18 protein-coding genes are annotated in these 21,170 nt (G+C 72.0%); 12 read left to right on the top strand and 6 right to left on the bottom strand.

Features of this window, described 5'->3' with window-relative positions:
* Nucleotides 1-28: 28 nt before the first annotated feature.
* The 5 genes from FRCN3DRAFT_RS0239835 to FRCN3DRAFT_RS0239855 all read left to right on the top strand — a co-directional run bounded on the left by FRCN3DRAFT_RS0239835 (nucleotide 29) and on the right by FRCN3DRAFT_RS0239855 (nucleotide 5,526).
* Nucleotides 29-1,417: an amidohydrolase family protein gene (locus FRCN3DRAFT_RS0239835; protein ID WP_007506730.1), complete on the top strand. Its 1,389-nt coding sequence runs from the start codon at nucleotides 29-31 to the stop codon at nucleotides 1,415-1,417.
* On the top strand, nucleotides 1,414-2,745 hold the full coding sequence (locus FRCN3DRAFT_RS0239840) for an amidohydrolase family protein (protein ID WP_007506731.1): 1,332 nt from the start codon (nucleotides 1,414-1,416) through the stop codon (nucleotides 2,743-2,745). The genes FRCN3DRAFT_RS0239835 and FRCN3DRAFT_RS0239840 overlap by 4 nt, the downstream gene beginning before the upstream one ends.
* Nucleotides 2,746-2,777: 32 nt before the next feature.
* On the top strand, nucleotides 2,778-3,578 hold the full coding sequence (locus FRCN3DRAFT_RS0239845) for an acetoacetate decarboxylase family protein (RefSeq protein ID WP_007506732.1): 801 nt from the start codon (nucleotides 2,778-2,780) through the stop codon (nucleotides 3,576-3,578).
* 203 nt (nucleotides 3,579-3,781) lie between these two features.
* On the top strand, nucleotides 3,782-4,615 hold the full coding sequence (locus tag FRCN3DRAFT_RS0239850) for an SAM-dependent methyltransferase (protein WP_198536215.1): 834 nt from the start codon (nucleotides 3,782-3,784) through the stop codon (nucleotides 4,613-4,615).
* A 47-nt stretch (nucleotides 4,616-4,662) separates the two neighbouring features.
* Nucleotides 4,663-5,526, top strand: coding sequence for a PIG-L deacetylase family protein (locus tag FRCN3DRAFT_RS0239855; RefSeq protein WP_027141362.1), 864 nt, complete (start codon nucleotides 4,663-4,665; stop codon nucleotides 5,524-5,526).
* 122 nt (nucleotides 5,527-5,648) lie between these two features.
* Here the strand turns inward: FRCN3DRAFT_RS0239855 and FRCN3DRAFT_RS0239860 are convergent, their stop codons facing one another.
* Nucleotides 5,649-5,912: a DUF2277 domain-containing protein gene (locus FRCN3DRAFT_RS0239860; protein WP_007506735.1), complete on the bottom strand. Its 264-nt coding sequence runs from the start codon at nucleotides 5,910-5,912 to the stop codon at nucleotides 5,649-5,651.
* A 228-nt stretch (nucleotides 5,913-6,140) separates the two neighbouring features.
* Between FRCN3DRAFT_RS0239860 and FRCN3DRAFT_RS0239865 the strand changes: the two genes are divergently transcribed.
* On the top strand, nucleotides 6,141-7,829 hold the full coding sequence (locus tag FRCN3DRAFT_RS0239865; RefSeq protein WP_007506736.1) for an AMP-binding protein: 1,689 nt from the start codon (nucleotides 6,141-6,143) through the stop codon (nucleotides 7,827-7,829).
* Between the two features lie 154 nt (nucleotides 7,830-7,983).
* Here FRCN3DRAFT_RS0239865 and FRCN3DRAFT_RS48600 read toward each other — a convergent pair whose 3' ends face one another.
* On the bottom strand, nucleotides 7,984-9,042 hold the full coding sequence (locus tag FRCN3DRAFT_RS48600) for a DMT family transporter (RefSeq protein WP_007506737.1): 1,059 nt from the start codon (nucleotides 9,040-9,042) through the stop codon (nucleotides 7,984-7,986).
* A 138-nt stretch (nucleotides 9,043-9,180) separates the two neighbouring features.
* On the bottom strand, nucleotides 9,181-9,723 hold the full coding sequence (locus FRCN3DRAFT_RS0239875; protein ID WP_007506738.1) for a CGNR zinc finger domain-containing protein: 543 nt from the start codon (nucleotides 9,721-9,723) through the stop codon (nucleotides 9,181-9,183).
* A gap of 39 nt (nucleotides 9,724-9,762) precedes the next feature.
* On the opposite strand from FRCN3DRAFT_RS0239875, the gene FRCN3DRAFT_RS48605 reads away from it, so the two are divergent.
* A complete protein-coding gene (locus tag FRCN3DRAFT_RS48605; protein WP_007506739.1) occupies nucleotides 9,763-11,010 on the top strand; it encodes an EamA family transporter in 1,248 nt (415 codons plus the stop codon).
* Here FRCN3DRAFT_RS48605 and FRCN3DRAFT_RS52365 read toward each other — a convergent pair.
* Nucleotides 10,920-11,348, bottom strand: coding sequence for a VOC family protein (locus FRCN3DRAFT_RS52365; RefSeq protein WP_007506740.1), 429 nt, complete (start codon nucleotides 11,346-11,348; stop codon nucleotides 10,920-10,922). The genes FRCN3DRAFT_RS48605 and FRCN3DRAFT_RS52365 overlap by 91 nt on opposite strands.
* 262 nt (nucleotides 11,349-11,610) lie before the next feature.
* Between FRCN3DRAFT_RS52365 and FRCN3DRAFT_RS48610 the strand changes: the two genes are divergently transcribed.
* On the top strand, nucleotides 11,611-12,474 hold the full coding sequence (locus FRCN3DRAFT_RS48610; RefSeq protein WP_051467492.1) for a hypothetical protein: 864 nt from the start codon (nucleotides 11,611-11,613) through the stop codon (nucleotides 12,472-12,474).
* A gap of 72 nt (nucleotides 12,475-12,546) precedes the next feature.
* Here the strand turns inward: FRCN3DRAFT_RS48610 and FRCN3DRAFT_RS0239890 are convergent, their stop codons facing one another.
* Nucleotides 12,547-13,002: a helix-turn-helix domain-containing protein gene (locus FRCN3DRAFT_RS0239890; protein WP_007506742.1), complete on the bottom strand. Its 456-nt coding sequence runs from the start codon at nucleotides 13,000-13,002 to the stop codon at nucleotides 12,547-12,549.
* Between the two features lie 243 nt (nucleotides 13,003-13,245).
* Between FRCN3DRAFT_RS0239890 and FRCN3DRAFT_RS0239895 the strand changes: the two genes are divergently transcribed.
* From FRCN3DRAFT_RS0239895 to FRCN3DRAFT_RS0239910, 4 genes are read left to right on the top strand one after another with little or no spacing between them, the layout of a single operon-like run.
* Entirely contained in the window at nucleotides 13,246-14,766 is a 1,521-nt protein-coding gene (locus tag FRCN3DRAFT_RS0239895; protein ID WP_007506743.1) for a DUF3375 domain-containing protein, read from the top strand.
* Nucleotides 14,759-15,415, top strand: a complete 657-nt coding sequence (locus FRCN3DRAFT_RS0239900; RefSeq protein WP_007506745.1) for a DUF4194 domain-containing protein — start codon at nucleotides 14,759-14,761, stop codon at nucleotides 15,413-15,415. The genes FRCN3DRAFT_RS0239895 and FRCN3DRAFT_RS0239900 overlap by 8 nt, the downstream gene beginning before the upstream one ends.
* Entirely contained in the window at nucleotides 15,412-18,858 is a 3,447-nt protein-coding gene (locus FRCN3DRAFT_RS0239905) for an ATP-binding protein (RefSeq protein ID WP_007506746.1), read from the top strand. Before FRCN3DRAFT_RS0239900 ends, FRCN3DRAFT_RS0239905 begins: the two co-directional genes overlap by 4 nt.
* Nucleotides 18,859-18,892: 34 nt before the next feature.
* The gene (locus FRCN3DRAFT_RS0239910; protein ID WP_007506747.1) at nucleotides 18,893-20,269 is read left to right on the top strand and encodes a Wadjet anti-phage system protein JetD domain-containing protein; all 1,377 of its coding nucleotides are present in this window, start codon (nucleotides 18,893-18,895) and stop codon (nucleotides 20,267-20,269) included.
* 37 nt (nucleotides 20,270-20,306) lie between these two features.
* Here FRCN3DRAFT_RS0239910 and FRCN3DRAFT_RS0239915 read toward each other — a convergent pair whose 3' ends face one another.
* On the bottom strand, nucleotides 20,307-20,921 hold the full coding sequence (locus FRCN3DRAFT_RS0239915) for a TMEM175 family protein (RefSeq protein WP_007506748.1): 615 nt from the start codon (nucleotides 20,919-20,921) through the stop codon (nucleotides 20,307-20,309).
* Nucleotides 20,922-21,170: the final 249 nt, after the last annotated feature.

A 21,170-nucleotide genomic window follows, 5' to 3' on the forward strand; every position in this document is an offset into this window, starting at 1 on the left:
GGGCCGGCCGAGCCGAAGGGGACGCCCCATGGCCTCCGCGTCCGAGCACGAAGCCGCCGACCACAAAGCCCCCGAGAACACCTTGTCCGCGACAGGAAAAGGCGAGCCCGCCAGCGGCGCGGGTACCTCCGGCACCGCCGCCGGCACAACCACGCCGTACATCGTCATCACGTCCGACAGCCACGCGGGCTTACCGACGGAGCTGTACCGGGACTACCTGGAGAAGGAATTCCACCCGGCGTTCGACGAGTTCCTCGCCGGCAGGCCCGCGGCGGTCGAGGAGATCCGCCGCATGGGAACCTCCGACGCGAAGTTCGCCCAGAAATGGTTCACCGAGAACGCCGAGGGCCTGGAGGGCGGCTGGGAGGCGGCGCGGCGCAACAAGGAGATGGACGCGGACGGCATAACCGCCGAGATCATCTTCCCGGACGCGGACGCCGTGGAAAGCCGCACCTGCGCACCTTTCGGCACCGGGCTCGGCCTTTCCGGGGACCTCGACCCGGTGCTCGGCCTCGCCGGTGCCCGCGCGCACAACCGCTGGCTCGCCGAGCTGTGCGCCGATTCGCCGCTGCGGCGGCGCGGCATCGCGCTGGTGCAGATCACCGCCCCGCTCGACGACGTGCTCGCCGAGATCCGCCGGTCCTACGAGTCCGGCCTGCGCGCCGTGATGATCCCGGCGATGTGGATGCACCAGGCGCCCTACCACGACCGGCGCTACGACCCGGTGTGGAAGCTGTGCCAGGACCTGGAGATGCCGGTGCTCACCCATTCCGGCCCGGCGGACAAGGAGTCCTACGGCGACCACCTCGGCATCTACGTCACCGAGGTGACGTGGTGGCCGGCGCGGCCGCTGTGGTTCCTGCTCTGGTCGGGCGTGTTCGAGCGGTTCCCGCGGCTGCGGTTCGGCGTCGCCGAGGCCGGCTGCTGGTGGGTGGCGAACCTGCTGTGGTTCTGGGACCGGCTCTACCTCGGCCAGAAGGGCGCGGAGAAGCTCGGCTCGCTGGGCGACCTGACGATGTCGCCGAGCGAGTACTTCGACCGCAACTGCTTCATCTGCTCGTCGAACACGAAGCGGCGCGAGATCGGCATGCGCTACGAGATCGGCCTGGAGAACATGCTCTGGGGCAATGACTTCCCGCATCCCGAAGGCACCTGGCCGCGCTCGCGCGAATGGATGAGGAAGACCTTCCACGACGTCCCGGTCGCCGAGGCCCGCCGGATGCTCGGCGAAGCCGCGGCCGAGGTGTTCGGCTTCGACCTGGCGCAGCTGCGCCCGATCGCGGACCGGCTGAACGTCACCCCCGAAAGCCTCGGCCAGACCGACGACACGGCCAACGTCGCGAAATGGGCGCGGGCCCGCGACGCCGGCCGACACTGGCTGACCGGCCAGGACCTCCCCTGGGGCGTGGTGGAATGACCGCCGACGCGGCAGCCCCGGCTCCCGTCCCGGCTCCGATTCCTGTTCCTGTTCCTGTTCCGGCTCCGGCTCCGGCTCCGGCTCCGGCTCCGGACGACCGCTACATCGTCATCTCGGCCGACTGCCATGGCGGCGGGAGCCTGCACGGCTACCGCCCCTATCTGGAAAACCGCTGGCTCGACGACTTCGACGCCTGGGCCGCCGACTACGCCATTCCCTATGACGACCTCAAGGGGGACCTGGGCGGCCGGAACTGGGACTCCGACCGCCGGCTGGCCGATCTGGAGGGCGACGGGATCGTCGCCGAGGTGATCTACCCGAACACGGTCCCGCCGTTCTACCCGAACAACTCGCTCGTCGAGCAGCCGCCGGCGCCGAACGCCGGCGACCTGGAGCGGCGCTGGGCCGGTCTGCGGGCGCACAACCGCTGGATGGCTGACTTCTGCGCCGCGGCCCAGGGCCGGCGGGCCGGGATCTGCCAGATCATGCTGCACGACCTGGACGCCGCCGTCGCCGAGGTGCGCTGGGCGAAGGAGAACGGCCTGTTCGGCGGTGTGCTGCTGCCGGGCGCGCCACCCGGCTCCGGCGTGCCCCCGCTGTACGACCCGGCGTATTACGAGCCGCTGTGGTCGGTCTGCGAAGAGCTGGACATGCCGGTGAACCACCACAGCGGCAGCGCCGCGCCTGCCGCGGGCGAGCGCGCCGAGGACAAGGTGATCCTGCTGTTGGAGGTCACCTGGTGGGCGCACCGGGCATTCACTCACCTGCTCGTCGGCGGCGTCTTCGAGCGCCACCCCGGCCTGCGGCTGGTGCTCGCCGAGCAGGGCACCGCGTGGGTCCCCGACGAGCTGGCCCGCCTCGACTACTTCTTCGACCGGATGGGCAGCGGCGCCGCCGACTCGCAGGAGGCGGTCTGGGGCAAGGACCTCGTCGGCGGGATGAGCCTGCGCCCGAGCGAGTACTTCGCCCGGCAGGTCCGCATCGGCGCGAGCTTCCTGCGTGGGCACGAGGTGCCGGCCGCCGGGCGCCTCGGCTTCGACAAGATCATGTGGGGCAGCGACTACCCGCACCGGGAGGGCAGCCACCCCTACTCCCGCGAGGCGCTGCGGGCCGCGTTCGCCGGCGTCGACCCGGTGGACGTCGCGCGGATGCTCGCCGGCAACGCCGCCACCGCCTACGGCTTCGACCTGGCGGCGCTGCGCCCGCTCGCCGACCGGTTCGGCCCGACGGTCGCCGAGGTCGCCGAGCCGCTGAAGCCGGCGTCGCTGCCCATCGAGGCGGAGATGTGCCCCGCCCTCATCGGCTACGGCATCCCCGCCGGGAGCTGAGCACTCCCCACCCCCGCACCGAAGGAGATGTCGTGGCCACCCGCATCCGCTATGGCGCCCGCACCCCCGAACAGCTGCGCAACCGCGAGGTCGAGGCGACCTCGGTCGATACCTGGGCGACCTCGCTGGTCGCGATCTACGAGACCGACCCCGACCTCATCGCGGCCGTCTTACCGCCGCCCCTGGTCGCGGCCACGCCCGAGCACGTGCGCGTCACCGTCGCGCGGGTCGACGTCGGGCGCGGCCTGGCGCCGTTCGGCGCCGGCACGTTCGGCGTCGGCGCCGTCCACGACGGGCTGGTCGGCGACTACGCGCTCACGATGCCGATGTCGACCGAGCAGTCGGTCATCGGCGGTCGGGAGACGTTCGGCGAGCCGAAGAAGATCGCCGACGTCCGCCTCGACCTCGATGGTGACCTCGCGGTGGGCACGCGGCTGACCGGCTCGTTCACCCGGCTCGGCGTGACCTATGTCGAGATCAACGGGCAGCTCGTCGAGGAGCTGTCCCTGCCGGCGAACGGGGTGCGTACCAGCTTCTACCTCAAGTTCCAGCCCGCGCCCGACGGCAAGGGTTTCGACGACGACCCCGCGCTGGTGCACGTCCAGCGTCGGGAGAAGAACCGCAGGCTGTTCCGGGTGGACGGCGAGGTCATCCTGCGCGAGTCCCGGTTCGACCCGGTCGCGGACCTGCCGGTGCGGCGCCTCGTCGGCATCGAGCTCGCCGAGCGGTCCAGCATCCAGACCGGCGCCGTCGTGCGCCGCCTGCCGCAGGAGGACGTCATACCGTTCACCCACCAGCGCTACGACGACCTCTCCCCCGTCGGCGAGGAGTAGGGCGCCGGCGCGACGCTTGCCGACAGCCGGCGGGAGCGAGCCCACCGGCCCACTCCCGCCGGCCCGTACCCGCCGGCCCGCTCCCGCCGGCCCGCTCCCGCCGGCCCGCTCCCGCCGCCCGTCACCGTGCGCAGTCGACTACCAGGCGGCGCAGCGACGGCGGTCGGATGACCAGTTGTCCAACGCTCTGCGAATATGTCCAGATGCGCCGCGACGCAGCGGCCGAGGACGGAGTGGACATGCCCAATGACGAGCAGTCCTTGGCCGGGTTAAATCCGCATATCCCGCATCCAGAGCGGATCTACAACTACTTCCTCGGCGGCAAGAACAACTTCGCCGTCGACCGCGCCCTGGCCGAACAGATGCTGGCGATCGACCCGACCATCCCCCATATCGCGCAGGCGAACCGGGCCTTCCTGCGACGCTCCGTGACGTACCTGGCCGCCGACGCGGGCATCCGGCAGTTCCTCGACATCGGAACCGGCCTGCCGGCCAACGACAACATCCATGAGGTCGCCCAGCGCGTCGCCCCCGAGAGCCGCATCGTCTACGTCGACAACGACCCGCTCGTGATGGCGCACGCCCGGGCGCTGCTGACCGGTGTTCCCGAGGGCACGACCGCCTACCTGCAGGCCGACCTGCGTGACCCGGAGAAGATCCTGGGGGAGGCGGCGGACGCGCTGGACTTCTCCCAGCCGATCGCGACCCTGCTGCACGGCGTGGTGCAGTTCATCCCGGAGTTCGACGAGGCGCACCAGGTCATCCGAACCCTCCTGGACGCGATGCCGGTTGGCAGCTACCTCTCGTTGGCCCACATCGCCGCGGACGTCCGTCCCGAGACCGCCCGCAGCATGGACGAGGCGAGCGCCAGCAGCCCGGTGGTCTCCGTCTACCGGACACGCGACGAGGTCGCGCGCTTCGTGGCCGGTCTCGAACTCGTCGAGCCCGGCCTCGTCACCGCCTCCGAGTGGCGTCCCGACCCCGGCGCCGACTCCACCCCCGTGCCTATCTGGGTGGCGGTCGCGCGGAAGCCCTGAGCGCCGCGGTTCCGGCCCCGTCTGGCCGGTCTGGCACGATCCCGGACGTGGGCTCGGTGGTGGCACTGCACGCGCATCCGGACGACGAGGCGCTGTGGAGCGGTGGGACGCTGGCGTTGCTCGCCGCGGCGGGACATCGCGTGGTGATCGTCGTCGCGACCGACGGGCACCTGGGAAACGGCTCCGATCCGCAGGCACGCGTCCGCCTGGACGAGTTGCGGGCAAGCGCGGCGGAGCTTGGGGCCGCCCGGGTCGAGCACCTCGGCTACGCCGACAGCGGGCATGGGCCGCTGTTCTACCCGGACCCGGTGGACCGGCAGCGGTTCGCGCGCGCCGACCTCGACGAGGCGGCCGGGAGACTGGCCGACCTGCTGCGCGCGGAGAAGGCGTCGGTGCTGATCAGCTACGACGCGCGCGGTGGGTACGGGCATCGTGATCATGTGCGGGTGCACGAGGTAGGCGTCCGCGCGGCGGACCTGGTCGGCGGCGTCCGGCTGTTGGAGGCGACGCTCCCGCGCGAGACCATCGAGCGACTGGTCCGCGTCGGCCGGTTGGGCTCGCTGTTCCGGCCGTCGCGGCTGTTCCGGCTGTTCCGGTCGTCCCGGCTGTTCCGGTCGTCCCGGCCAGGTAGCCCGGCCGCGGCGGTGCCGGAGCCCGCTCCCCCGATGTTCACCCCACGCCGGGAGATCGCCTACCGGGTGGACGTCCGCCGCTATGCGCGCCAGAAGCGCGCCTCACTTGCCGCGCATGCCTCCCAGCTCGCCGGCCCGCGCGCGCCAGCTCGCCTGCGCCGCTACGTCACCCGCCTTCCGGTTCCGCTGTTCGCCCTGCTCGGCGGCCGCGAGTACTTCAACGATCCGTGCGGCACCCCTGCCGCCTCGTTCCTGGATGCCTTCACCGAGGTCGTCTGACGCCCCGCGCCACCGATGTGCGCGTACGCGCACCGGCGCACCCATGTGCGCGTACACGCGCATGGGTGCAGCTGTGACGAGGGGTAAGGGCGAGGCGCGGCTGGACGGGCCGCGGGCGGTGCTCAGCGGCCGAGGCGGGCGCGAACCTCGGGACGGCGCAGCGGCGGGACGGCCGCCGGCGGCTGGCGGCGGGCGGGGAGCCCGTCCAGCAGGCGGTGGACGATGGCCGCCACGTCGGTGACGGCGCCGTCGAACGCCTCCGCGACGGCCGGCGGCGGCTGGCGCAGTCCGCTGACCTTCCGGATGAACTGCAGCGCGGCTGCCTCGATCTCCTCGTCGGTCGCCGGCGGCTCGAGGCCGCGCAGCTCCGTGATGTTGCGGCACATGCCTCCACGGTAGGTCCGGGCACCGACAGGCCGGTCCGCCGACCTCGCCTTCGTGCGACGGCCCAGCTCTCTCGCGGTTTCTCGGGACGTCTCCCTGGACGGCCGTCCGCTCCCTGCGCCGGACGAACGCCCGGTCCCGGGTTCCGCGCGCGGCCGATCCGACCTAACGTCAGTGATCGGCGTCACACAATCGGCGGCGGGGCGCCCGGCGGATCTGGAGGCGGACGGATGGTGACCACGACGAACCGGACGATCTCGGGGGCGGGCGCGGCGGGCGCGGGCGGCGGCCGGGGAGCGCCCGATCCGGCTCTCGAGGCCGCACGGACGTACACCTGGGTGACGCAGCTGGTGCGGCACGCCCATCAGATCCCGGACGGCGTCGCCCTGCGGTTCGACGGTCGCGGCGTCACCTGGTCCGAGCTCGCCGACCGGGTGTCGCGGATCGCGGCGGCGCTGGTGCGGCGCGGGATCCGGCCGGGCGACCGGGTCGCGACACTGATGCTCAACCGCGTCGAGCACATCGAGACGGTGCTCGCCGCCGCCTGGGCCGGCGCGGTCGCGGTGCCGGTGAACTTCCGGCTGGTCGGCGCGGAGGTGGCCTGGATCCTGGACGACTGCGGCGCTGTCGCGCTGGTCGCGGACGCGGCGACCGCCCCGGTCGCCGCCGCGGCGCGCGCCCAGGTGCCGGTCGAGGTGTGCCTGGTGGCGGGCGGCGATCCGGCGCGGGCCGGGGCCGGCGCCGAGGACTTCGAGGCGGCGGTCGCGGTCGAACCCGAACGGCCGGACGACGCGGGCACGGCCGGGGTGGCGGGTGGACGGTTCCCCTACGCCCAGGTCCGCGAGACCGACACGTTCCTGATCATGTACACGTCGGGGACGACCGGGAGCCCCAAGGGCGCGATGCTGACCCATCTCAACCTGCTGATGCAGGCGATCACGGCGATGCGCTCCTACCGCCTCGCCGACGGCGAGGCGGTGGTCCTCGTGAGCGCTCCGCTGTTCCACATCGCCGGCGTCGGCGCGCTGGCACCGGTGCTGCTGACCGGCGGCCGGGCCGTCGTGGTGCCGACGGGGGCGTTCGACGCGGCGGCGCTCGTCGACCTGATGGCCCGCGAGCGGGTTACCAGCGCCTTCCTCGTGCCGACGCAGTGGCAGGCGGTGTGCGAGGTGCCAGGGGTGCGGGAGCGGGATCTGGCGCTGCAGTCGATGTCCTGGGGCGCGTCGCCCGCATTGGCGTCGACGTTGGAGGCGATGGCGGCGACGTTTCCGGGCGTCGCGAATGTCGCCGTCTTCGGGCAGACGGAGCTGTCGCCGGTCACCTGCGTGCTGGACGGCGCCGACGCGCCGCGCAAGCTGGGGTCGGTCGGCAGGCCGGTGCCGACGGTGGCGGTCCGCATCGTCGACGACGAGATGCGGGACGTGCCGCGCGGCGAGGTCGGGGAGATCGTCTACCGGGGGCCGGGGCTCATGTCCGGCTACTGGCGCAACCCCGAGGCGACGGCGGCGGCGTACGCCGGCGGCTGGTTCCATTCTGGCGACCTCGTCCGTGAGGACGCGGAGGGATTCCTCTACGTCGTCGACCGGAAGAAGGACATGATCATCTCAGGTGGCGAGAACATCTACTGCGCCGAGGTCGAAAATGCCGTCGCCGGCCACCCGAAGGTGCGCGACGTGGCCCTCATCGGCGTCCCGCACCCGCGCTGGATCGAGACGCCGCTCGCGGTGATCGAACCCGCCGACCCGAACGACCCGCCGACGCTCGACGACATCCTCACCTGGACGAGGGACCGGCTCGCCTCCTACAAGAAGCCGACCGCCATCGAGATCGTCGACGTGCTCCCCCGCAACGCCAGCGGCAAGGTCCGCAAGGTCGACCTCCGCGCCCGCTACGGGACGCGCGGGGCGAGCTCCGGCTGATGCCGCCCGCCGCGGCTGCCGCCAGCCGCGGCGTGAGTTCTGGAGAGGCGTGAGTTCTGGAGATCAGTCAGACGCGGCGCGCCAGTGGTGACGCGCGGCGTCTGACTGATCGTCGGCCAGCTGGCGCGGACGGGGGGCGTCTGGTGAGGCGGCGTTAGCGGGCGGGCTTGTGGCGGGACAGGGCCCAGCCGCGCACGCCCGGCTGTCGGGTCGACGGCGCGCCCGGAGCCGGGTGTGGCGAGGCCGGCGGTGCCGCGACCGATGTGGCCGACCCGGCCAGGACGGCCGAGGCCGACAGGGTGGACGGGGCCGACAGGGTGGACGGGGCGACCAGGGGTGGCTCGGTCGCGGCCGGTGGCCGCGCGGAGGTCGTCGCCAGGACCGAACCGACGAGGATCAGCGTGAACCCCACGCCGATGGACCAGGTCAGCGATTCACCGAGGAAGATCGCGCCGGCGGCGATGGCGACCGCCGGGTTGACGTAGGTGATGACGGTCGCGCGGGCGTTGCCGACCTCGCGGATCAGCGCGAAGAACAGGACGAACGCCAGCGCCGTGCAGATCAGGCCGAGGGCGACGAGCGCGCCCAGAACCCGGGCGCTCGGGACGGCACTCGGCCAGGTCGCGACGGCGGGGCCGGTGTAGACGAGCACGGCGAACGTGAGGCAGGCGGCCGTCATCGGCAACGACGGCACGTCGCCGAGCCGGCGCACGGCGATCAACGGGGCGGTCGCGTAGCAGACCGCGACGGCGAGAACCTCCAGGACCGGCCGGACGCCGAAGCCGTCGATGCCGGGCACGGCGAGCGCCGCGACGCCGCCGGTCCCGATCGCGAGGCCGAGCCAGCGGGCCATGGTGATGCGTTCGGTGCCGCCGGCGAGCCGCGTCGCGACGACCGCGACGACCGGAGTGGCGGCGACGAGCAGGCCGGTCAGCGAGCTGGACAGATGCTGCTCGGCATCGGAGAGCAGGATCCACGGGCCGAGGATCTCGATCGTGGCGAACGCGAGGATCGGCCGCCAGTGCCGCGCCACCTGGGCGCAGCCCTCCCGGTCACGCAACGCCAGCGGGGCCAGCACCAGCGCGCCGACCCCCGTGCGGGCCAGCACCAGCACCGGCCCCGACACTCCTTCGACCGCCACCTTGATGAGCAGGTAGGGAATTCCCCAGATCACGCTCATCGCCGCGAACAGCGCCCAGCCCCGCCTCGTCATCAACGCACAACCTTCCAGCCGGGCCGGCAGTCCACATCGGTCCACATCGGTCCGCGCGCGGACATCGCACGCGCAGAGCCTGCTCTGGACCTCAACGGAGGTCCATCTACTTTTTGTTAGGGGAAACGCGAAGAATTTCTATACAGTTGGCGCTCGCCGGCGGGCCCGGTAGGCGGCGACGGCCTCGCGGTTGCCACAGGCGACCGAGCAGAAGCGACGGGAGCGGTTGCGGGAGAGGTCGATGACCAGGCCCTCGCAGCCGTCGGCGGCGCAGACGGCGAGACGGGTCATCTCGTCGAGGCGGATCAGGTCGACCATCGCCATCGCCGTCTCGACCATGATCCGAGTAGTGAACGGCGCGTTCCCCGGAACGGCGTGAATGTGCCAGTCGAAGCCGCCGTGCCGGACCAGGCGCGGGACGGCGTGGGCGTCGGCGAGCACCTGGTTGGCCACCTCGGCGGCGTCGTCGCGGCTGCCGGCGAGCAGGCGGCGCAGCCTCGGGCGCAGCTCGCGGACCGCGGCGAGCTCGGTCTCGTCGCCGTCGCGGTGGCCGGTGTAGTGGAACTCGTCGAAGAAGTCGTCCAGCTGCTCGACGGTCTCGAGAGTGTCCGGCGGCTCGGCGGAATTGACCAGCCAGACCGCCGCGAGCAGCGACGCCTCCGTGTCATGAGCAAACAGCACGTTGACATATTACACCCGACCGACATAGCGTCATTAGTCATGAAGTCCCTGACACATGACATGGCGGCACCCGGCCGGGCGGGAGACGGCGCCGCGGTGGCCACACTGGCGGGCGGGGCCGGCGTCCGTGCGCTCGCCGGCCCCGTCACCGCGGGTGGCGCCGCCCCCGACCTGCCGAACGGCACCCCTGACAACGGCGCGGCGGGTCACGTCGCCGCGGGCAGCGGGTCCGCCGTTGGCACGCTGCTGGCGCTCGTCTCGGCGGCGTCGTTCGGGATGTCGGGGGCACTCGCGCGTGGGCTGATGGACAGCGGCTGGACGGCGGGCGCGGCGGTCACGGCACGGGTGATGATCGCGGCGGCGGTGCTGCTGGTGCCGGCGCTGGTCGCGTTGCGCGGACGGTGGTGGCTCCTGCGGCGCAACGCCGGGCTGCTGGTCGGCTATGGGCTGATCGCGGTCGCCGGCTGCCAGCTGTGCTACTTCAACGCCGTCGACCACATGGAGGTCGGTTCGGCGTTGCTCATCGAGTACACGGCGCCGGTGCTGGTGGTGCTGTGGCTCTGGGGCCGGCACGGGCAGCGGCCGGGACCGCGGACGCTGGTCGGTGCCGTCCTCGCCGCGCTCGGGCTCGTCGGCGTGCTCGACCTGGTCGACGGCACCCAGGTGAGCCTGGTCGGCATGCTGTGGGCGCTCGGCGCGATGGTCGGCGCGGCGATCTACTTCGTGCTGTCAGCGGCCGACGACACGGGCCTTCCGCCGATCGTGCTCGCCGCCGGCGGGCTCGTGGTCGGCGCGGTCGCGCTGGTCGTCGCGGGCGGGGTCGGGATGGTGCCGATGGCCGCGTCGACGGCGCCGGTGACCTACCGGGACGTGACGGTGCTCTGGTGGGTGCCGCTGGCGCTGGTCGGCCTGGTCGCGTGCGCGCTGGCCTACTGCGCGGGGATCGCGGCCAGCCGGCGGCTCGGGCCGCGCCTCGCCTCGTTCGTCGCCCTGTTCGAGGTCGTGGCGGCGCTCGGCTTCGCCTGGCTGCTGCTCGCCGAGCTCCCCCGGCCCGTCCAGCTGCTCGGCGGCGTCCTCATCCTGGCCGGCGTCATCACCGTGAAGTCCGGCGAGCCGAGGACGGAGCGCCCCGCGCCTTCCGCGGCCGGGGCGCCACCAGCGGCCGATGTTCCCGAGGGTCCCGATGGTCCCGAGGGTCAGGCGAAGTCGGCCGGGCTGAACTCCCGCGGCTCGACGATGACCAGCCAGTTGCCGGAGTTGTCACGCATGACCGCCTCCACGCCGTAAGGCCGGTCGGACGGCTCCTGCAGGAACTCGACGCCCTTGGCGGACAGCTCCTCGTAGGTCTTGCGGCAGTCGTCGACGGTGAGCCCGAGGCCGCCCATGTTCCCCTTGCCGAGCTGCCGGCGGTAGAACTCGGCGGCCTCCGGGTCCAGCGGCGGCCCGGGGATCATCAAGGTGACGTCCAGCTCTGGCTGGCTGGGATGCCCGACGGTGACCCATCGGAAGCCCTCGCCCATGGTGATGTCGGTGCGCGGCTCGAAGCCGAGGACGTCGACGTAGAAGTTCTTCGTCTCGTCCTGGTCGCGGCAGTAGACGGTGACTAGCGAAATATTCGTGATCATGAAGTCAGCCTAGGCCAGACCGAACGCGGCTCGCTTCTCCGAAATTGCGCAGGTCGCGGGCCGGAGGTGACCGGTGACCGGGCGCCTCGGGCCACGCGCCGCCGGCCGGACGCCTCGGGCCGGCCGCTGGAGCCATTCGCCTGTAGGAGGAAGTCCCCCGATGTTCCCGCTCGCCGGGTCCCGGGATGCTGCCGCCATGCGGGTCAGTTACCAAGCCACAGACGCCCACGTCACAAGCAAAAGGCCAGCCTCGGACGCGGACATGACGTGCGCACGCGTCCCAGGCGCGCTGGCGCGCCGTCTTCCGGCGGTGCTGGCCGGACTCGCCGCCACCGCCGTGCTCGTCGCCGCGTGCGGCACAGGCACCTCGACCGAGCCGAAGCCGGCCAGCGGCGACCAGGCCACCGGACCGGCCACGCCGTTGGGGGTGGCGGCCGCGGCCGAGCCGACTGTGGTCATGGGCGCGGGCGACGCACTGAGCGCCACCGTCGAGAAGTTCCGCGGAATCCTCGGACCGGACAACGGTGGAGCGCCGGGCGGCGCCCCGAACGGCCATCGCGAGATCAACTGGGACGGTGTGCCGGACGAGCTCGCGGCGCCGAACACGCTGCCGGCGGACTTCTTCAACGCGGCCGTGGAGCCGCGCGCCCGCGGGTTGGTACTCGAGGTCGGCGCGGGTGGCCACCTGTCCGTGAGCGCCGACGAAGGCAACCCGGCGGGCGTCCCTGTCCGGTTCGGCGACCTCAACCCGAGCTACCCGGCCACCTTCGAGACCTTCAGCGCGCCGCGGCTGTTCACTCCGGTCGGCACCGAAACCGTCGACCTGAAGTTCTTCGTGCCCGGCACGAACCAGCCGGCGACGGTACGCGGGTTCGGCGCGGTCTACGCCGATGTGGACACCGACGCCGGGCCCACGTTCGAGTACTACGACGCCGACGGCAAAAAGATCGGTACCGAACGGGTGCCGTCGGGTCCGGACGCGCTGTCTTTCCTCGGCGTCGCCTACCCGGAGCCGGTCATCGCCTCGGTGCGCATCGTCTACGTCGTCCTCGGCCCGACCGAGGACGCCAGCCACGACGTCGCCGTCATGGACGACTTCTTCTACGGCGAGCCGCTGCCGCGCTGACGCCCACGTCGCCGCCACCCACGCCGGCGCGCCCGGACGCGGATGCGCCACGCGCACCGGGCCCGCGCGCGCTCAGCCTTTCTGGCCGGGGTTCGGGCTGGCGGTGCAACGGGGGTCCACGGAGCCGCGCATGAACAGGTAGCAGCCAGGGATCCGTGGTCCCCCGCGGGCGGCCCAGCGATCGCGGTAGGCGGCGGGACTCTCTCCCACCAGCTGGGTGAACCGCGTCGAGAACGAGCCGAGGCTGGCGAAACCGACCAGCATGCACACCTCGGTGACCGTCAGGTTGGCGTGCCGGAGCAGGTCCTGTGCCCGCTCGATCCGGCGACGGGTGAGGTAGCGAATCGGCGTCTCGCCGTAGCTCGCCTCGAAGCAGCGGGCGAAATGGAACTTCGAGACCCGCGCGACCCGGGCCAGCTCGTCGAGGTCGAGTGGCTCCCGGTAATGCCGGTCGATGTGGTCACGGGCCCGCCGCAGGTGCGGCAACAGCTCCAACGGCACCGCGCGCGTTCCTGACGCCACCGCCACGTCGTGCCTCCCCCGGGCACCTGCCCGACGCACCAAGCCCGTCCTGACCTGCGGTGCTCATTCTCCAGCATCCTCGGCCACCGAGCCCATCCGCCATGGACCTCACCGCCACCGAGGTCCGCATAGGCTCCGCCGTCCCGCGCCCGACAGTCCCGCCCCACCGGTCACGTCGAGCTGAGCGCCGGGCACACGCCGTTGTCGGACCTGTCACCTACGATCGCGGCGACCGGGAGGAGGCGTCCGTTGGACGACCAGTTGGACTACGAGACGGTCGAGCTGCTACGGCGCGGACCGGCCTGGCGGCTGCTGCGCGCGGAGCACGCCCCGCTGGTCGTCAGCTTCCTCGCCCAAGTCTTCGTCGAGGAGAACGTCCGCGACATCGCCGCGTCGACGCTCGCCGGCCGGCTCGACGACACGCTGTACACGCTGAACCAGCAGCTGGGTGACGGCACCTACCCGCGGTCGGCGAAGGCCTACCTGGAGGACTGGGCCGGCGCGGAGCAGGGCTGGCTGCGCAAGTACTACCCACCCGATTCCGACGAGCCACACTTCGACGCGACCCCGGCGCTGGAGCAGGTCGTGTCGTTCCTGTCCGGGCTGCGGGCGCGGTCTTTCGTCGGCACGGAGTCGCGGCTGAACACCCTGTTCGACCTGCTCCGCCAGATGACGCTCGGGACCGAGACCGACCCGGGGCGGCGCCTCGAGGAGCTGCGGCGCCAGCGGGACGCGCTCGACCGGGAGATCGACCGGGTCAGCCGCGGCGAGCTCGACGTACTAAACCCGTCGGCCCAGCGGGACCGGTTCCAGCAGTTCGCCGACATGGCACGCGAGCTGCTGGCGGACTTCCGTCAGGTCGAGACGAACTTCCGCGAGCTCGACCGGAGCCTGCGCGTCCAGATCGCCTCGTTCGACGGCGCGAAGGGCGAGCTGCTCGACGAGGTCCTGCGCAGCCGGGGCAGCATCACCGAGTCCGACCAGGGCAGGAGCTTCGGCGCCTTCTACGACTTCCTGCTCTCGGCGGATCGGCAGGCGCGGTTCACGGCGTTGCTCGACCAGGTCCTGGAGCTTCCCGCGCTCGCGGGCGCCGACCCGCGCCTCGGCACGATTCACCACGACTGGCTCGCCGCGGGCGAGCGAACCCAGGCGACGGTGCGGCTGCTGTCCGCGCAGCTGCGGCGCTTCCTCGACGATCGAGTATGGCTGGAGAACCGTCGGATCGGGGAGATCCTGCGCGGCATCGAGGCGCACGCCCTCCAGCTGCGCGACGCTCCCGGGCCGCTGCCCGGGGCCGAGCTGGACGAGACGGCGCCCCGGATCGTGCTGCCGATGGAGCGCCGGCTGTACGCGCCGAAGCGCCGGACGGTGATCGACAGCACCGGGCTGGCGGCGGGTGACGGCGACTTCGACTCGGACGCGCTCTATGACCAGGTCCACGTCGACCAGGCGGAACTCCTGACGGCCGTACGCGACGCGCTGGCCAGCCGGCCCCGAGTCGGCCTCCCCGCGTTGCTCGTGGACCGCCCGCTCCAGCGAGGCCTGGCGGAGCTGGTCGCCTACCTCTCCCTGGGCGACGAGGCCTTCAGCGTGGTCTTCGACGACGGCGCCACGGACGAGCTGACCTGGGAGGGCGACGATGGGGTGGTGCGGGTGGCGACGGTTCCGCGCGTGACGTTCGTCCGCGCCGGTTGGGCCGCCGCGCCTGACACGGCCGCCGCGTCAGGCGCGGGCATCGCCGCGGCCGGTGAGGGCCGCGCGGATGACTGAGCCCGCGAGCGCCCCGGGCGGAGGGCGGGCCACCTCGTCCGCGCGGGCCGCGACAGCACCCCTGTCCGACCTCAACCTGTCGCTCGTCGTCACCAGTCTGATGAAGGGGCCGGTGTACCGGGACCAGCACGAGAAGGTGTGGCGCCACCTGCTCGGCCTGCGCGCGCGGGTTTCCGACTACGTCGCCGTGCTCGGCCTGCAGGTCATCGTGGACGACGCGGAGGGGTATGCCTTCCTGCGGTCACGCCCGGACGGCGACGACGGTGAGGCCGTGCCCAGGCTGATCGCCCGGCGGGCGCTGTCGTTCCCGGTCAGCCTGCTGCTCGCCCTGCTGCGCAAGCGGCTCGCCGAGTTCGACACCGACAACGCCGACACGCGGCTCGTCCTGGCGCGCGCCGACCTCGTCGAGATGATGCGGATGTTCCTGCCGGCCGGCCGCAACGAGGCCCGGCTCGTCGACGAGATCGACGCCCATCTCGGCAAGGCCGTCGACCTGGGGTTCCTGCGTAAGCTGCCGGGCTCCGACGAGACGTACGAGGTGCGCCGGATCCTCAAGGCGTTCGTCGACGCCCAGTGGCTGTCGGGTTTCGACGAGGGCCTCACCCGGTACGCGCGGACGCTGGCCGGCTCGACCGAGGAGGACGCATGACCGCCGTTCGCTCGGAGAACGATCATCGGACGCCGCCCGCGGCCGACGCGGATGGGGTGGCCGCGGTGGACAAGGCGGAAGCGGCCGCGCCACCGCGGCCGGGCTTCCGGCTCGACCGGCTCGAGCTGCTCAACTGGGGCACGTTCCACCGCCGCGTCTGGACGCTGCGGGTCGGCGGGGACAACGGCCTGCTCACCGGCGACATCGGCTCCGGCAAGTCGACGGTCGTCGACGCGGTCACCACGCTGTTGTTGCCCGCGCAGCGGATCTCCTACAACCGGGCCGCCGGCGCCGAGTCCCGCGAGCGGACGCTGCGCTCCTACGTCCAGGGCCACTACAAGTCCGAACGCGTCGAGTCGTCCGGCGGATCCCGTCCGGTCGGGCTGCGGACCGACGGCAGCACCTATTCGGTGCTGCTCGGGGTGTTCGTCAACGAGGCGCTGGGCGCGACCGCGAGCCTGGCCCAGGTCTTCTGGCAGCCGGCGGACGACACCGGGCAGCCGGAACGGTTCTACGCCACCGCCGCACGCGACCTGGGCATCGCCGCCGACTTCGCCGACTTCGGTGAGGACATTCCCGCGCTGAAGCGCAAGCTGCGCAGGGGCGGCGTCGACGTCCACGACGGCTTTCCCGGCTACGGTCGTGCCTTCCGGCGCCTGCTCGCCGTCGAGTCCGAGCAGGCGATGGAGCTGTTCCACCAGACGGTGTCGATGAAGTCCGTCGGCGACCTCAACGAGTTCGTCCGCGCGCACATGCTCGAGAAGCAGGACGTCGGCCGGCGCGTCGACGAGCTCGTCGCCCATTTCGAGGACCTGACCAGGGCGCACGCGGCCGTGCGCCGGGCCCGCGACCAGCTCGAGACGCTCACCCCACTGCTTGGCGACTGCGACGAGTACGACCAGTTCGGCGGGCGGGAACACTCGCTCGCGGCCGAGGCCCAGGCGGTGCGGTACTTCGTCGCCGACCGCACCGCGGCGTTCCTGCGCGGCGAGATCCGCCAGCTCGACGTGCGGATCGAGCAGGACACGGTGCGCGCGGGCGACCTCGATACCCGGGTCCGGACGCTGCGCGCGGACGAGAAGCGCCTTGAGCTCCAGCGCGCCGGTCTCGGTGGCGGCCGCCTCGGTGAGATCGAGCGGGAACTCGGCCGGCTCGACCAGGACCGGGAGGCCCGCGAGGCCCGGGCACGCGTGTTCGACGCCCGGCTTGTCACGCTCGGTCTGGACGCGGTCAGCGACGCCGGCGAGTTCGACGCGCGGCGTCGTGAGTTCACCCGGCTCGCCGAGAGGCTGACCGGGCAACGCCAGCAGCTGGAGGGACGCCGGTCGGACCTGGACGTCCGGAGCAGGATGATCCGCGACGAGTCCGGGGCGCTGCGGGACGAGATCGCGAGCCTGCGGCAGCGGCGCAGCAACATTCCCGTACGGAGCCTGGAACTGCGTGGGCGGCTGTGTTCCGAGACCGGTCTCGACGCGGCGGAGCTGCCGTTCGCCGGCGAGCTGATCCAGGTCTCGCCCGAGCACCGCGAGTGGGAAGGAGCCGCCGAACGGCTGTTGCACGGCTTCGGGCTCTCACTGCTCGTCCCGGACCGGCACTACCGGGCCGTCTCCGACTGGATCGATCGCAACCATCTGCGGGCAAGGCTGATCTACTTCAGGGTGCCGTCGGCCGCCGGTCCGCCGAGGCAGCGACAGTCCGCGAGCGGGAACGCGCTGCTCGTCGACCGCCTCGACCTGAGGTCCGACTCGCCGTTCCTGCCGTGGCTGCGGCGCGAGCTGGAGTCACGGGCCGACCACGAGTGCGTCGCCACCATGGACGACTTCCGCCGCGCGGCGAAGGCCGTCACCCGCACCGGGCAGGTCAAGCACACCGGTGGCCGGCACGAGAAGGACGACCGCTGGCGGGTCGACGACCGAACGCAGTACGTCCTGGGCTGGAGCAACGAGCAGAAGATCGCCGCGATCGTCGCCCGGGCAGCCCAGGTGCAGGCGGAGCTCTCGGAGATGACCGACCGCCTGGGCGCCGTCGCGGCGGACATCGAGGCGCTCGGCGCTCGGGAGACCAACGTCAGGCTGCTCGCGGACACGCAGGCGTGGCGTGAGCTCGACTGGCGCTCGGTCGCCCAGGAGATCGACGCGCTGACCGCGGAGAAGGCCGGGCTCGAGAAGGCGTCGGCGGAGCTCGCGGACATCACCCAGCGGCTCGGAGCGCTCACCGACGAGCTGACCCGGGCCGACGAGCAGGGCGACGAGCTGCGCCGCCGCCTCGGCGGGCTGCAGGCGCGCCGCGGTGACGCCGAGACCGAGCTGGCCGAATGCGAGCAGATGCTGTCCGCGGCCGAGTTCGAGCCGGCGAGCGCCTCGTTCACCACGCTGGCGGCCCGGCTGACCGAGCCGCGTCCGTCGACACCGCGCCAATGGGTGGACGCCGGCCGGCGGCTCGACGACACCATCCGTCACGAGTCGCGGCAGGTCAGCGACCGCCGCGCCGCCACCAGCCGGCGCCTCGTCGCGAAGATGGGGCGGTTCCGGCAGGCCTACCCGCTGGAGACCGCGGAGCTCGACGACTCCGTGGAGTCGATCGGCGGGTACCGGGAGCTGCACGCCCGGCTGGTTCGCGACGACCTGCCGCGGTTCGAGACCGAGTTCAAGACCCACCTGAACGTGAACACGATCCGCGACATCGCGACGTTCCAGGCCGAGCTGAACAGGCAGCGCGATCTGATCCGGAGGCGGGTAGCGACGATCAACGAGTCGCTGACGTCCATCGAGTACAACCAGGGCACCTTCATCCGGCTCGAACTCGACGACACCCCGAACACCGAGGTCAGGCAGTTCCGCGCGGACCTACGGGCCTGCACTGAGGGGTCGCTCTCCGGCGGCGGCGAGGCCGACCAGTACTCGGAGGAGAAGTTCCTGCAGGTCAGCAAGATCGTGGAACGGCTGCGCGGGCGGGAAGGGCAGACCGAGGCCGACCGGATCTGGACCCGGCGCGTCACCGACGTGCGCAACTGGTTCGTGTTCTCGGCATCGGAACGGGCGCTCGCGGACGACACCGAGCGTGAGCACTACACGGACTCGGGCGGGAAGTCCGGCGGGCAGAAGGAGAAGCTCGCCTACACGATTCTCGCGGCGTCGCTGGCCTACCAGTTCAAGCTCGACTCCGGGCCGCGCACCTTCCGGTTCGTCGTCATCGACGAGGCGTTCGGCCGCGGGTCGGACGCGTCGACCCGGTTCGCGCTCGGCCTGTTCGAACGCCTCGGGCTACAGCTGCTGATTGTCACTCCTTTGCAGAAGATCCACGTCATCGAGCGGCACGTGTCGTCGGTGGGCTTCGTCGACAACGAGTCCGGTAGCTACTCGCGGCTGCAGAACCTGACCGTCCAGGAATACCGGGCCAGGCGGGTCGGCCGGCTCGCGGCCGAGCTGGCCACCGCCCAGTGACCCGACGGCTGGTGAGGCGGCGGCTGGTGACGCGGTGACCGGCGACCCGGTGGCACGGCCAACGAGGACGGGGACGAAGGCGGCGGGATGGACAACGCTGGCGGACGCGCGGGCCCGCCTGCGCCGGCGGTGGGAGAGCGGCCAGTATCTCGCGGCCTGGGCCAAGGGCGAACCGTTCGAGACGGTGGAGGTTCCCCTGCGAGGGCCGGCGGTCGGTGAGCTGGCCGAACGGTTCGACGAGGCGCGGGCCTGGAGCCAGGAGTGGTTCGCCGCCGAAGACCGATCGGCGGACTTCCGGCTGCCGACCAGGACCGTCGGCGGTCGCAGCATCGGGACGAACAAGATCCCGGCCAGGCTGGTCGTCGACGGTGGCTGGGACGCGCTGTGGCGGCTCCTGCAGGTCACGGCCGACGTCCGACGGTTCACCGAGCTGCGCCGCCTCACCGCGGGCGAGGGCCGCAGCCTCACCGCGGGCGGACTCGTGGAGGCCAGCGCGACGGGACATCGGGAGGCCGCCGCGTCCGACCCCGGCGAAGGCACCGTGCCCCGGTTCCGCGGAACCCCCACGACCGGGCCCGGCGACGGCTCCGCCACGGCCGCGGCGCTCGTGGACTGGGTGAACACCCATCCGGCCCGCGTGCTCCAGCACACTCCCGAGCAGTGGGCCAGGATCCTCGCGACGACCCGGTGGCTCATGCGCGAACGCGGCCAGGGCCGATACCTGCGCCAGGTGCCGGTGCCGGGAGTCGACACCAAGTTCATCGAGGTCCACCGGGCGCTGCTCGCCGAGCTGCTCGACCTGCTGCTGCCGGACGGCGCCGTCGACCAAGCGGTTCCTCGTGCCCAGTTCGCCCGGCGATACGGGTTCCGGAGCCAGCCGGCCTACGTCCGGTTCCGCTCCCTCGACCCGACCGTGAACCGCCTGCCTGGCGTGGGCGAGCTGGGCGTCCGGATCGAGGACCTCGCGGCGGCGGCGCCGAACGTCGGCACCGTGTTCGTCCTCGAAAACGAGATCACCTATCTGGCCTTCCCTGACGTGCCCGACGCGGCCGCGGTCTTCGGCGGCGGCTACGGGCTGACCGGCCTCGCCGCGCACCCGTGGTTCGCCGGCCGCCGCGTCCTGTACTGGGGCGACCTCGACACCCACGGCTTCGCCATCCTCGACCGGCTACGCGCCGAGATACCCGACGCCGAGTCGTTCCTGATGGACCGCGCCACGCTGCTGGCGCACCCTGACCAGTGGGTCCGCGAACCCTCGCAGCACCGCGCCCCATTGCCCCGCCTGACCCCCGATGAGGCCGCTCTTCACCAGGACCTCGTCAGCCACGCCTACGGTGACGCGATCCGCCTGGAACAGGAGCGGATCGGCTTCCCCCATCTCGAGGCCGCCCTCACCCGCCGGCTCGCGTAGCTCCCCAGCCGCCATGAGGCCGGCCGGAAGGTGACCGTCAGTCCGGGGTGCCGAGTTCGCGGACGGCGTGTTCGATGCGGCGGTCGGGGATCAACCACATGAGCGCCCCGGCGGCGTAGCAGGCCACCGCGATCACGACGCCGACGTGTCCGTGCGGGTCGACGAGCTGGGCGCACAGGATGCCGGTCAGGTACAGCACCGGCGAGATCTTGCCCTTCACATCCCGGCCGACGGCTCGCCGCAGCGGTGAATCGGAGCCCTGCCCGCGAATGATGATCATCTGAAGAACGTAGTACGCGATCGCGGCGAGCATCAGGTTCACGCCGTACAGGACGACGGGGCTGTGGGCGAACTTGCTCTCGTCCATCCAGGCGGTGGTGAACGGGAACAGCGAGAGAAAGAACAGCAGCCCCAGGTTCGCCCACAGTACGGCCCCGGTGACCTGGCGCGTCAGCTGAAACATGTGGTGATGGTTGTTCCAGTAGATCCCGACGTAGACGAAGCTGAGCAGATAGGTCAGCAGGCCCGAGCCGGCGGCGTGCCGCAGCGCGGCGAAGTCATGGCCCTCGGGGATCTTCAGCTCCAGGACCATGATCGTGATGATGATGGCCAGAACGCCGTCGCTGAACGCCTCCAGCCGGCTGGTCCTCATCGGATGCCACCTCACCGCCGCCCTGACCGGCGACCCTCGGGCGCGGCCCCACCTCGCCGCGCATGCCTGTCCGTGTGCCGCCCATCAGACCATCTGGCGACCAGGCACCCATCGGGGCCACCGGGGACGTAGCGAAGACGGGGTGGTGGCCATACCGCGCCACTTGCGACAGAAGACACGGTGAAGGTAGAACCCTGTTACAACGACGGGGCGGCTGGCGAGCGAGCTGGCTCTCCTGGCCGAGGCGAA

The organism is Pseudofrankia saprophytica (genome assembly GCF_000235425.2).
GTDB lineage: Bacteria > Actinomycetota > Actinomycetes > Frankiales > Frankiaceae > Pseudofrankia > Pseudofrankia saprophytica.

Coding starts and splice junctions, on each gene's coding strand:
- FRCN3DRAFT_RS0239835 (WP_007506730.1), top strand. CDS start 29: ATGGCCTCCGCGTCCGAGCACGAAGCCGCCGACCACAAAGCCCCCGAG.
- FRCN3DRAFT_RS0239840 (WP_007506731.1), top strand. CDS start 1,414: ATGACCGCCGACGCGGCAGCCCCGGCTCCCGTCCCGGCTCCGATTCCT.
- FRCN3DRAFT_RS0239850 (WP_198536215.1), top strand. CDS start 3,782: ATGCGCCGCGACGCAGCGGCCGAGGACGGAGTGGACATGCCCAATGAC.
- FRCN3DRAFT_RS0239860 (WP_007506735.1), bottom strand. CDS start 5,912: ATGTGCCGCAACATCACGGAGCTGCGCGGCCTCGAGCCGCCGGCGACC.
- FRCN3DRAFT_RS0239865 (WP_007506736.1), top strand. CDS start 6,141: ATGGTGACCACGACGAACCGGACGATCTCGGGGGCGGGCGCGGCGGGC.
- FRCN3DRAFT_RS48600 (WP_007506737.1), bottom strand. CDS start 9,042: ATGACGAGGCGGGGCTGGGCGCTGTTCGCGGCGATGAGCGTGATCTGG.
- FRCN3DRAFT_RS48605 (WP_007506739.1), top strand. CDS start 9,763: ATGAAGTCCCTGACACATGACATGGCGGCACCCGGCCGGGCGGGAGAC.
- FRCN3DRAFT_RS52365 (WP_007506740.1), bottom strand. CDS start 11,348: ATGATCACGAATATTTCGCTAGTCACCGTCTACTGCCGCGACCAGGAC.
- FRCN3DRAFT_RS48610 (WP_051467492.1), top strand. CDS start 11,611: ATGACGTGCGCACGCGTCCCAGGCGCGCTGGCGCGCCGTCTTCCGGCG.
- FRCN3DRAFT_RS0239900 (WP_007506745.1), top strand. CDS start 14,759: ATGACTGAGCCCGCGAGCGCCCCGGGCGGAGGGCGGGCCACCTCGTCC.
- FRCN3DRAFT_RS0239905 (WP_007506746.1), top strand. CDS start 15,412: ATGACCGCCGTTCGCTCGGAGAACGATCATCGGACGCCGCCCGCGGCC.
- FRCN3DRAFT_RS0239915 (WP_007506748.1), bottom strand. CDS start 20,921: ATGAGGACCAGCCGGCTGGAGGCGTTCAGCGACGGCGTTCTGGCCATC.